Raw genomic sequence first — 12,420 nt, 5'->3', positions numbered from 1 at the left:
AGAAACCAATCAACAGGAAAACGATGGCGGGGAAAGCGAAAATCTCGAATGGCATATTCTTGGTATTTAAATTTTAAATTTCATTTGAAACTGCCTTGGCAGTATGGGGAGTTGAAAGGAAAGAGGTTTTTGCCTTCTTTATCTGGAACAAGGCCTTCACCATGCAGAAAAGCGCATAAGGAAGTTGTACTATGGCTTTCCACAGCTGTTTGTTTCGGTAGAACCGTGCGGGTAAGGCTATAAACAAAGCCGCACTCAACATTACTAGTAAGATCGCCCAGAACTTAGGAGATGGTCCCACGGGAAGCACCAAGGAAGCCAGGAAGAAATAGCCCAGTACGCCTATGAGCAATATCCTGGGTACCAGAAACGCCTGGACTACTTTGTTGAAGAACTCGTAATTGCCGTTTCTAAAAAGCTGAACCAGACCTTCAAACGCGTACTTTTTCAAAAACTCAATTTGGGCAGCTATCCACCGGGTCCGCTGTTGGGTGAATACCTTCGCATTCTCAATTTTCTCGTCGTAGACAAAAACATCATTCAGGTAGCAAATCTTCTCCTGGTCTTTGACAATCCTGAAGTCAAGTTCTTTGTCTTCGCCCACTGTTTCGCCAATGCCCGTGAGCAGTTTTCTAAAGTACCGGAAATCAAAGGCCATTCCAGACCCGATCAGGGCCGAGGACATCCCGATGGCATAGTGTCCTTTCCGGTAGATGGTGTTGTTGATCTCTTCGTTGCAGGCATCCAGCAAAGCAAAAGAGGAATCCATGTTTTTGGCGGTTCTATGTGCCTGGACCACTTTGTAGCCGGCAGAGAAAGCCTTATTTACTTCCTGCAGAAATCCCCGCCCCATGATGTTGTCCACGTCCAGGATAGCCACCACATCATAGGCATTCTCCGGCAAGGCTTCAAGGGCGGCAGCGAGCGCTTTGCCTTTGGTGCTTTTTTCAAAAAACACCTCCAAAACGCCCACGCCTATGGTTTTCAGTTGCTGGATCGTTTCTGGGTGCAAGCCATCGGCAATGACGTACACATCAAAATCTCCCGAGTAAGCGTGGTTGACGGCCGCCTTGCTCGTCTCCAGAATCACCTCGTTCTCGCGGTAAGCCGGAATCAACACGCAAATCCTTCGGTCAATGGGGAGCAACTCTACCAAAGGCTTGGCTTTTTTGTGGCTCACCAAGGAGAAAAACAGCAGGTAGCAGCAGTTGAAAAGGAGATAAGCCCCAATCACGTAAAGGATGACACTCGCTGTTGATTCTAAAAAATCCATAGGTGTTTTAAGCTTGTTTCTAAAAATCAGGGCTAAAACCAGTGGCTTCCTACCCGTCTATTTTGGGGAATAACTGGAAGTCAATCCAGAGCTAATACCCCAATCTGATTGCCGGCCTTCCTTATTGCATGGCCAACTCTGGTTCCGCGGCTTTGCTTTTTGCGGGAAACCGGTTGTCATGGATATGGCGGGCGGTCAGGTTCCACCACAGACCTCTAGCCAATGCTTTCAGGTGCTTCCCCTCTAAGCGGAGGCCGAATCCAAGGGCTTTTTTAGGAATGGCCGCCAAAAGGAAAATCAGCATGCTGGTCCAGAGCGCCAAACCCTTTATGTTTCTTCTGATGAAAAGCAACCGGTTCCTGTTCATGTAATAGGTTTTCAGCACTGAGGCCTTGCCCACCGATACAGATTCCTTGTGGTAGATCTCGGAGGAAGCCACGTAGTGGCAGGTATACCCCGCGCGTTTGATCATCTCACACCAATCCAGTTCTTCATAATAGAGGAAATACAACTCGGGCATCATGCCAACTTCCTTTATAATGCGCATGGGCACCATCATGGCGGCTCCGTCGGCAAGCACGGTAGCTGCGGAGGCATTATGCTGTCCGTTGTCCTGCTCAAATTGCCCGATGGTAATGCTGCGGCCCGTCCAGGGATTAATACCCTTTGAGCCAGCGTACTGAATCATCCGGTCTGTTCCGTAGTAGATGATCTTGGGGGAGGCAATCCCCGCTTGGCAGTCTTGTTGGAAAAGAGTCACCAATGGCTCCAGAAAATCTGGGGCAACCTCCGTGTCGTTGTTCAGGAAAAAGATGTACTCGCCTTTTGCCTGCGCAATGCCAAGGTTATTTCCGCCGGCAAACCCAAGATTAACGGCCGACCTGATCAGCTTCACCTCCGGGTACAGCTCCTGGATGATTCCAGGGTCGTCAGTGGGCGAAGCGTTATCCACCACAATCACCTCAATGTTTGGGTAGGTAACCTTCCGCAGCGACGAGACCATTTCACAGGTAACCGCCGCCTGGTTGTAGTTCACCGAGATAACCGATACCAAAGGTTTATGCATGGGCTTCTGTTGGCTCTAATTCTTTATCCAACTTAGGACCCATGAAGATGAAGCCCCATGACACAAAAATGATCATGGAAGAAGGCATCATGTTCATGATTTCGTTACTGTAACTACTGATCACAATCCCGGTGAAGCCGGCCGTGAGTGCCGTGAGCTTGAACTTGAGCCCTCTGTCCTTTGTGTTCCAGACAATCCCGCAACTTTTCCCGATGATGTACATCATCATACTGATCCAGAGGATAAAGCCCGGAGTTCCCATCTCTGCCCAAATCTTCACCCAGTAACTGTCTGGGGGAATAGAGGCCAGATAGGTACCTCGGTTGTAGTTACGCCCGGTAAACCCAATGGCTCCAACCCCACCCCCAAACGGGTGTCCGCTTAGGTACTTCTCAATCTTCATCTGGTTTGTGAAACGGGCATTCAAAGAGGCATCGTGGGGTCTGAGGGCAGAACGCATCCTTCTGATCTCAAAGTGACTCTGTCCGATGGAAGTAAACTTCAGGAAGCAGAAACCCATGATCAGAACGGTCAGGGCAATGGTGGTGATCTTAAAGTTCTTGGTGATGAAAACCACCACAGCCAAACCGATGAAGATGGTAAACAAAGCGCCCCGGGTACCGGAAATAGATTCACCATACAGGAAAGCCATGGCAGCTAAACCGCACAACGCTCTTTTCCAAAACTTGAACGGCCCGAAAGCCAATACCAAGGCAATGATAAACAAGTGGGCCTGGGAGGCACCAAACTGACTCGCATCAGTGTAGAAAGAGAAGGCTCGCAACTCCCCAAAGATCATGTGGGTCATGTAACCAGAAGCGGACATCCAGGTTTGCTCCGCTTGGGAAAGACCGAATTTTACCTGCTTCACCCCGTTCAAGGTGGCCAGCAAAGACATGACAATGATCAGGATCAGGAAGAAATCGAGGTCCTTTCTGGTGTTGAAGATCATCAGGCAGAGCGGCATTACCAGAATCCAAAGGAGAGGATACCTGAAGTCCAGCATCCATCCGAAAATGTTTGAACCTGCGGGGTTGAACAACTCCAGGATGTAAATCAAGGTCCATAGGGCGCCTAAAATCACAATCTCATTGTTCAGCTTAGTCCAGTCGTACTCTTTTCTATTGTGGAAGATAATAGCCAACCAGGTAAGCACCAGCAACCCCTCCACGACATAGATATAGGGGAAATGCCCGATCTCTCTGGCAAGTAGGTTGAAGATGAAGGAGTAAATGATCAGAGATACCACCCCAATCTTAGGCTGCTGGAAAACTGAAAATACGAATGGAAAAACAAGTAAAATGCTGAGCATGATGCCCGGCACCCAAAACCCGAATTGGGCAGTTAGCCAGCCAATACCAATAGCCACTAAAGCAATGAGAGGTATTAGGAGGTTGAATGCTTTTCTTTCTGAAGAGAGCTGAAGTTGACTCATGTTTGTCCGCATTTGCACTGAGAAAATCAATGCTTTTGTTGGTTAAGACCTTCTCTCAACTCCTGTTTGGCCAGAAGCGAGAGAAGGACTTTTTGAAAAATCATCTAGAAAATAACCCTGAGGCAGTCTTACACTGTTTCCAATGCAGGGAAATCTTTGTGGGAAGGCAATACTTTCTGATCCTGGATCACCTGTCTCGGTCTTACCACCACCATTTCTTTTGCATCGTCTGGGTGAACTGAACTTAACACCGTTTCAATTGGGGCATTGGTAACTTTCTGAACATTCTCAAACATGGTCTTGTCTGACTGCTGCCAAACTCGGTTTGATCTCACGGTTAACAGTACCAGATCCAGGTGCTTGAACAAAGACACAGGGTAGGTCTCTTCTAATACTGCCGGGAACTCTACCAGCACCACTGCATTGTTCAGGTAATCCAAGCCGGCCAAATCTGCTACAGTGGCATCTGTTAACACTCCTTGTAGCGGAGAGTAGAAGCTGTTGTGGGCATCTGGGCTCACCAAACCTTTATGGCTTTCTGGGTGCAGCACCTGGGTTTCTATGCCCATGGAGATTAGGTTGTTTGCCAAAGCTCTGCAGAGCGCTGTTTTACCTTCTCCGGACATACTGCTCAGCACGCCCACCACATATGGGTAAGAAGAATCCTTCTGCTTCATTTTCAGGATCAGCTGTCTAGCCAGTTGGTCTTCGGCATTCTGAGCCAGTTGCAGTTGCTTAGGGCTGGTGCTGTGGGTAGCAGGCAATACCCCGAAGATTGGATATTCCATCTTTTTAACAGCCACAGATGGTTTCCGCAGAGAGTCATCCAACAGTTCACGGGCCAGCAACACACCGAAGGTTAGCAAGAACACCCCAATAGAACCGAACAGGATCAGCAGGATGCGGGTAAGCTTGGTAGGGCTGCCTGGCATGTAAGGAGGGTCAATCACTTTCAACTGTGACGCCATCTCAATATTTTGCTGGTTCAGTTTACTTTGGTTCAATCCGTCTAACTGGGCCAGGTACTCCTTTTCAGCCATTGTTACCTCACGGGTAAGTTTTCTGTTCTCATCGCCCAGCGGCATCAGCTTGGCGTATTCCTGAGCGTACTCAGATCTCTGTTTGTTCACCAGATTACGCTTGCTCTTTAACTCCTCCAGGAGGAAAGTGGCTCTTACCCAGTCGTTAAGCAGGTTGGTAGTAGGCAACCCCTGAATGGTATGGGTGTTGTTGAAGTGCTTGTCCACAGAACCCATCATCTTTTTGGAAAGATCTTCTGCTTCCTGCTTAAGTTCGTTCAACCTTCCTGCCTGTGCACTTTTCGTATTTCCTTTGTTCAGCAATTCCAGCTCTACGATCTCAGTGGTAACCCTGGAAAGTCTGTTTTTGAGCGCCAGCACTTCTTGGCTGTAAAGGTTTGGCACCCCTCTGGCTTTAAGGCTCTGCTCTAGTGATCTCAGGGTAGCTGAGGCTCCTGCATATTCTATATCCAGGTCATTGGCCTTGGCCAGCAAGGTGTTTTTCTCAGTGGTGGTGCTACCTACCTGGGTGTTATAGTCAATGATTCCGTTGGTTTCCTGGAACCGGAGCAAGCTTTCCTCCGCGTTCTTCAGTCTTTCTTGGGCTCTATTGGTGGCCTCCACAAAGTGGTTCACTACCGATTCTGACTGTGCCGTAAACAAGGTTCTATGCTTTTCGAACAGCAATTTGGTAAGCATGTCCAGGGTGTGTTTCGTTTGCGCAGGGTCCTGGAAGGTGTAGGTGATTGATAACAAATCACTGTCACCCATCCGTTTGGCCTCAATAGAACTTAGTGCATCAGAAGAGTATCCCAGGTCATTGTTGTACATCACATCGCGGATAGGGTTGCTGGGAGTGGCATTGTAGTAGGCAGAGAGGTTTTTGGAAGTCTCTTCTAATGTTGCCCCCACCAGTTTGCTTCTCAAAGAAGCCGGCACCAGCTCTTCCAGTTGGTTGTAGGCTTCTTCCCCTATGATGGTTGGATCATGCTTCTTCAACATGAGGTGAGAAGCTAGAAGGCGGAAACCCAACTCATCTCTGAGGTCCCTTGAATCCAGAACAGAGATCAGGTTAGCGAAACCGTCTTTAGCGGCTTTATACTGGGTGCTACTTTCAGTTACATCACTGATGTTGTAACCAGAAGCGATACCTGTATAGATGGTGGTTCCTGATTTATATTCATCCACCTGGTCTTGCGTGAAGAAAAAGATAGAGGCCGCTGTTACCGTGGTGATTGCTAACAGCATGAACCAGTTCCGATTTATAAGTCTAAATATTTCTGAAGGTCTCATTTGCTTTGTATTAAGTCGATTAGTCTTGTTCCGATTGTTTCTTCCATCATTAAAAGCTGGGTCTCATAGTTGACCTTCGCTGTTTGGAGTGCAGTGGCAGCACTGGTGTGGGCCTGCTGCACATTAGACATGGCGTCTATCATGATCTCACCAGATTTAAACTGCTTCTTAGCAATCTCTTGGCTTACGACTGCGGTCTGGTAAGCCTGCTGCTGCAGTTCAAGCTGGTTTTTAGCCATCTTAAGGTTTTGGTATAAGTTGATCACCCGCATCCGTACCGCTTTTTCGGTTAGCTTCTTGCTGCCCTCGGCCTGGATTACTGCTAAGTCCTGGTTCTTGATGGTGTTGTGGCGGCTTAGGAGCTGGCCTAGGGGTAGGGACATTGACAAGCCCATGGTATACCGGGCGCGCAACGGGGCATCAAAGGCATTAAAGGAATTCACGGGTTCTCCGTTGGTATTCCAGTTATTCATACTGCCGTATGTGTAAGAGGAATTGATGGAGAAGCCACTATAGAAGTTTTTACGGATAATCTTTCTTTGTTCCATGGAAGCCAATCTGGCGGCATCTGCATTCTCTAACTCTGGTGCATTGGCAAGGGCTGTTTCAATAAGAATAGGCAGGGCGTATTCTGAGTTGAAGAGCTTCTTTTCCCAATCAGCTCCTTTACTTGGAGCAGTCTGGGCAGAGGCTACCAGACCATACAGGGTTAATAAAAGTGCAAGCGAAATTTTTTTCATATTCATTTTGGTTAAACATTTTCTTTTTGAAACATAGCCGGGACTGTCTTAAGCAGAATGTAGAGGTCTTTTCTTAAAGAGAACTTTTGGGCGTATTCAATATCCAAGGCCTTCCGTTCTTCCTCAGACATGTTTTTTTTGCCGCGTTTACTTACCTGCCACAGGCCCGTAATACCGGCCGGAGCAATAAATCGCGCTGCGTATTCATCGGTGGTTATCTTTTCAGCCTCATAGATGGGAAGCGGTCGGTTCCCCACTATGGACATATCCCCTCTCAGCACATTGTATAGCTGGGGCAATTCATCAATGCTGGTGTTCCGGAGAAACAGGCCAAACCGGGTAACCCTGGGGTCGTTCGCTATTTTTATAAAAGCGGGCCCTACCTTGTTTTTCTTTGACTCAATGTATTGGTGCTCACAGATGATCTGCCCTTGTTCATCTATCAATTTGTTTATGCATTCTGTGCTTTCTTTTTCGCAGTTGGCACAGATTGAGAAGATGTTCTCCTCGAGTTTACCTGCCGAACTCTGGTATTGATTTAATACTTTAATAGAGTCAAGCATTTGGTCTGCATCTTGGCGCATAGACCGGAACTTCCAGAATTTGAAAATCTTAAACCCCGTTCCTACCCGGTAGGAATAGTAAAAGGCAGGGCCTTTAGACTCCAGCTTTATAAGAAGGGTAATCATCAACAAAATTGGAGAAAGGCATATCAGAGCCGTAGAGGCCACCACAATATCAAATACTCTTTTCCCTAAAGGGTATTTGTAGGCGAAGACACTGTTAGGTCTAGAATTTGCGTCCATTTTGTTAGCTCTTACCAAATAATTGATTCTGGTGGTTAGCTTCTCTTTGTCTGGATTCTGGTAGAAAATATCTGAGATACCTGCTGCCATCAACATCCTTTGCAAAGAGGGAGGAACGGGAGTGTTTGCTAACCAGATCACGGGTGTGTCAGAAGCAAATTTTTCCTTGATCGTTCTCAGCAGATTTATTCCTAAGGGAGACCCTGGCGTGGCTGCATTGATAATGAGGTCATAGCGGTCACCTTTTTCCAAGGATCTCAAGAAAAGCTTAGGATTATCAAAATGCTTTATCTCGATGCCTGAGCCAAACTCCGACTCAAATGCAATTGCTTCCTGAATGTCTGGTGAAAGATAAACAACCCTCATTTCTTGCCGCGTTAAGAGATTTTCACCCTTTTTAGAACATTTTTAATCCTTATCTCCAATTCCTCAGGATTGAATGGCTTGATCATGTAATCATCAGCTCCACTCTTTAAGCAAAGGATTTTATTTCTGGACTCCTCTTTTCCTGACAACATGATCAATGGAATATCCTTGAAAAGAGTACTGGCCCTAAGCTGTCTGATGAAGTCTAAGCCGTTCATGAAAGGCATTTCAAAATCAGCAACAATGGCATCAATATGATGTCCTTCTTCTAACCAAGCCATGGCTTCCTTTCCGTTTGACTTAACCACCACCTGGTATGCCTTGGAGAAGTAATGTTCCAGTATCAATCCTATAGTAGGCTCATCGTCCACAATTAAAATACACTGTTTCATTTTATCTTTTTTATATTAACTATGAAATTACCGTGCCAACCTTGATAATGTATTAAATTTTAAAAGAAGAGTATAATTACACCAACAAGGCCTAAACAATTCTCCCATTTTAGGAAACCATGTTTCAGACTGGGAAAGAGATTGGTTTTGCAGATTATAGTGAGGAGAGAAACGGGATAGGAAAGAAGATAAACTCTGCTCTAAGGTTGGGTTAAGAGCTTGTAAGAGGATCTTGTTGGTTTACAAACAAGTTACATTTATAGCCTATATTTTTAAAGGAAGCCCTAAAATGTAATTATGGATAGCTGAGCAGGCATGACCTACAATTTTGCTATGACAATGCGGCAGCTAACCGGCACCTATTAAGCTAAATCCAGTTCTCTGGAAAAGACTTCCACCACCTTCTGGGTTGTCTCGGTTACAATACCCATGAGCCTGTTGATTTCTGAAAGGTTAGTCCTGGAGGTAGAGATCTGCTCAATCTTCTTCATTGCCTCCGCGGCCTTTACCACCTTGATGTTGCCATAGGTGGATTTAAGACTGTGCGCAATGAGTGCTACGGTTTCCCAGTCTTTTTGCTGAATAGCAAGGGATAGCTTTGAGATCTGGCCTGGCACCAAGTCTATGAAAAGCTTCTGCATCTTTCTGATAAAGACCGCATCTTCTGCCATGTTTCCCAAGCCAGAGAAATCATATAGCAACTGCTCTTTCTCGTTATCTTCCTTGTTGTTTTTTAGTTGCTCGCTGGCATAATGACCTGTGTTCCGGGAGATACAAAGGTATAAATCAAAGGCATGGTAAGGCTTCCGGAGGTAATCCGTAAACCCGGCAGCCTTGAACTCCTCCAGGTCAATGTTGCCTGGATTAGTGGTAAATGCCACAATAGGTGTACGCTGGTTTGGACCCTCTGATTCCCTAATGGCAGACGTCGCTTCAAACCCATCCATGCCGGGCAATTCTACATCCATTAAAATCAAATCATAGACAGTTTTAGAGGCAAGTTTGACTCCCTCTTCACCGGTGCCTGCTATGTCAATTTTGGTATCCCAGTTCTGGATCTGGTGCTTCACCAATGCTTGGCTGCTTTCATTGTCATCTACTAAAAGCAGCTTCAATTCGACAGAATGTTCAGGGTGAATGCTCTTATCTAGGGCAGGGACATAGCTATTCTCTGATGCTTGGCTTTGCACAATGGGGAAAGAGAGCGTGAATTCAATGCTGGCCTCTTGCTTTATGTCTTTGTCTAACCAAACCTTCCCACCTTGCAGCTCAATAAGTTTTTTACAGGTGTAAACTCCCAAATCAACACCACTTCTTTTATATTTCTCGTTTCCGTAGAAATTGTTCTCTGAATCGAACAGTTTGGCCAAATCCTCTGAATTCTGGTCCAACCCTATGTTCCTGATGGAGAATTGCAGGTACAGCATGTTCTCTACCCTTTGTTTCTGCTGAATAGAGAATACAACTTCTCTGGTTTTAGTGTACCTGATGGCGCACCTGATGACCTTCACCAAGACAAGACTCAGATAAACAGGGTTGATCTCAATTGTAGGCAATGTTGCTGTTGGCTCCACAAACCTAATGGTCACCCCTTTTTCAGTTGCCTTAGAAGCAACTGACTGAACTATTCCATTGGTAAACGCTACCACATCCACCACTTCCGTGGTTAAATCTACGATGCCGGCTTCTACCCTGGCGTACTCTAAAACGTCTTTAGGAATATCGAGTATATAATCTGATATGGAAAGGACTGAATTCAGGTACCTTTTCTGGTCTTTGCTGATAAAGGTTTGTTTTAAAAGCCTCACCAAGCTGATGATGGCATTAATAGGAGCCTCCAATTCTCTGTTCACCTCTGCCAAAAACTTCTCTTTGGCAGCAAATGAGTCTTCGGCAACCTGAATGGTTTCTTTAAGATTGGTTATTTCTGTGGAGGTGGAGAACAAACAGCGAGTGCCATTTTCCTGGTCAACTGTTTTCTTGACCGTGAGGTACCAAACTCCTCTTCCGTCTTCCAGTTTGAAGAACTCCTCAATTTCATTTATTCCATAGGAGCTTAATACCTCTATATCCCTTTCATAGGAGAAGTCAAAGTCTAGTGCCCCTTTTTCTAAAATCTGGGGTAAACTGGTACCATGTAATTGAGCGTAAGCGTCATTCGCCCAGATGATCTTCCCTTTTGAATCCTTTATATAGGTGGGGTTGGGACTTTCCTGGAAAACTTGATAAATAAATTGCATAACTTTTTAACAACAATTTCCCCATCCCCTCTATAGCAATCCTTAGTAGGAAAGACTATCCCTGACTGTTTTTGTATTCACTCAAAGACCTGCTTACAGTTGAAATGACTGGCAAACAGATGTACTTAATGCTTGATGGTTATGAGTTGATGTTATGATTGCAATGTGGGTCATTCAAGCTTTCAAGCTTTCTAACCAAAGTAAAACCTTTTAACTTTTGGTTTGTCAGGAGGTCTCTATTCTAAAAGTCAGTATTTCTTTTGTTCCGGAATAAGGACATCTCCCTTCTGAATCATCCGGTAAATAGTTGACTTTCCCACCTTGAGCTTGTCAGCCACATAAACCACATTGTAATTATACTTATCTAGAAATTTCTGTACCGTCTCGTGGATATATTCATCCAAGGTTTTTTCCTCCGAAGAAGAGGCAGAGACAGCCTTCTGCAACTGGATATCAGCATCGGTCACTACCTTAGAATCCGAGAGCACAGCCGCTAGTTCTACCACAGCTTTCAATTCGCGCACATTGCCTGGGTAAGGGTGCCCCAGAAGCTTCCGCTGAGCATCTGAACTGAAAGACTTTTCTTCCATGTCGTTTTGCTGGCAGAAATCCTTTAACACCTTGTTGGCAATCAATAGAACATCATGGCCTCTATCCCGAAGGGGCGGTAAATGGATCTGGATACCCAGCAACCGGTAGAAAAGGTCTTCTCTGAAGTTACCTCTTTTCACCTCATCCAATAGGTTCCGGTGGGTAGCCGTGATGATCCTAACTTCCACCGGAATGCTTTTGTTAGAACCTACGGGAGTAACCTCCCTTTCCTGCAAAACGCGCAACAACTTGGCCTGTAGGTTAAAGCTCATTTCCCCAATTTCGTCCAGAAAAAGGGTACCACCGTTTGCTTCCTCAAACTTACCAACCCTACGAGACGTAGCCCCCGTGAAAGCGCCCTTTTCGTGGCCAAACAATTCACTCTCCAACAGTTCAGAAGGCAGGGCTGCGATATTCACTGCCACAAAGGGCATTTTGGCTCTTTTTGAATTGAGGTGGATGGCTTTGGCAATGAGTTCTTTTCCCGTACCGGTTTCTCCGGTTACGGTTACGTTGATACTATTGGCTGCCGCTTTTTCAACTAACTGGTAGACTTTCTTAATTGCCTCAGAAGACCCTACCAAGTCACTCCCCAAGGTATACTTTTGTTTAACCTCTTTCCTGAGTACCTCTATTTCCTGTTTAAGGGTTCTGTTGTGCTTGATCTTCTCAACAATACTCCAAAGCCGGTCCTTGGTTTCCTCGTTTTTAACGATGTAATCATAGGCTCCCAATTTCATAAGGCTCACCGCCTTTCTGATATCTTCCTGTCCAGAAATAACAATGATGTACGAATTAGGGCTCTTTTCCAGAATCTTAAGCAAAACCTCCTCGCCCGTAACAGCAGGCAAATGGTAATCAAGCGTGATAATGGAAGGTGTTTCTGTCAATCGGCCCAGAAACTCCTCCACTGAATTGAATACTTCTACCTGGTGGTCTGGATTGGATGAGAGATGGTAACTCAGGAACTGTGAGTACCAAAGATCATCTTCAAGCACAAAGATTTTTTCAGAAGAGTCATTTTGCAAACTAGACATGCGGCTCAGGAATAAACATTGAATAAAATCAATTAACTACCATCTTATGCTAATTTAAGAAAGAATTTGGATTATAGTTAACTGTTTTTGCATCATACATCCTCAATTATCAGCTTCTTTCTCAAGAATCCGTATTTCGCGCAGCTTGTACTTTTGTATCAT

9 protein-coding genes are annotated in these 12,420 nt (G+C 45.5%); all 9 read right to left on the bottom strand.

Annotated features, from left to right (window positions below):
* Positions 1–73: 73 nt before the first annotated feature.
* The gene (locus FOA19_RS20545; RefSeq protein WP_149092709.1) at positions 74–1,273 is read right to left on the bottom strand and encodes a glycosyltransferase; all 1,200 of its coding nucleotides are present in this window, start codon (positions 1,271–1,273) and stop codon (positions 74–76) included.
* Positions 1,274–1,394: 121 nt separating this feature from the next.
* Complete coding sequence (locus FOA19_RS20540; protein ID WP_149092708.1) at positions 1,395–2,339, bottom strand: glycosyltransferase family 2 protein; 945 nt, start codon at positions 2,337–2,339, stop codon at positions 1,395–1,397.
* Positions 2,332–3,774: an O-antigen ligase family protein gene (locus FOA19_RS20535; RefSeq protein ID WP_190300492.1), complete on the bottom strand. Its 1,443-nt coding sequence runs from the start codon at positions 3,772–3,774 to the stop codon at positions 2,332–2,334. Before FOA19_RS20535 ends, FOA19_RS20540 begins: the two co-directional genes overlap by 8 nt.
* A gap of 128 nt (positions 3,775–3,902) precedes the next feature.
* On the bottom strand, positions 3,903–6,041 hold the full coding sequence (locus tag FOA19_RS20530) for a GumC family protein (RefSeq protein ID WP_149092706.1): 2,139 nt from the start codon (positions 6,039–6,041) through the stop codon (positions 3,903–3,905).
* A 41-nt stretch (positions 6,042–6,082) separates the two neighbouring features.
* Positions 6,083–6,826: a TolC family protein gene (locus FOA19_RS20525; RefSeq protein ID WP_190300491.1), complete on the bottom strand. Its 744-nt coding sequence runs from the start codon at positions 6,824–6,826 to the stop codon at positions 6,083–6,085.
* Positions 6,827–6,837: 11 nt separating this feature from the next.
* Complete coding sequence (locus tag FOA19_RS20520; protein WP_149092704.1) at positions 6,838–7,998, bottom strand: sugar transferase; 1,161 nt, start codon at positions 7,996–7,998, stop codon at positions 6,838–6,840.
* Between the two features lie 11 nt (positions 7,999–8,009).
* Positions 8,010–8,390, bottom strand: a complete 381-nt coding sequence (locus tag FOA19_RS20515) for a response regulator transcription factor (RefSeq protein WP_149092703.1) — start codon at positions 8,388–8,390, stop codon at positions 8,010–8,012.
* Between the two features lie 362 nt (positions 8,391–8,752).
* On the bottom strand, positions 8,753–10,630 hold the full coding sequence (locus FOA19_RS20510) for an ATP-binding response regulator (protein ID WP_149092702.1): 1,878 nt from the start codon (positions 10,628–10,630) through the stop codon (positions 8,753–8,755).
* A gap of 248 nt (positions 10,631–10,878) precedes the next feature.
* On the bottom strand, positions 10,879–12,258 hold the full coding sequence (locus FOA19_RS20505; RefSeq protein ID WP_149092701.1) for a sigma-54-dependent transcriptional regulator: 1,380 nt from the start codon (positions 12,256–12,258) through the stop codon (positions 10,879–10,881).
* Between the last annotated feature and the right edge of the window lie 162 nt (positions 12,259–12,420).

The organism is Rufibacter hautae (assembly GCF_008271695.1).
Lineage (GTDB): Bacteria > Bacteroidota > Bacteroidia > Cytophagales > Hymenobacteraceae > Nibribacter > Nibribacter hautae.
This window is presented reverse-complemented; position numbering and strand designations above follow the sequence as displayed.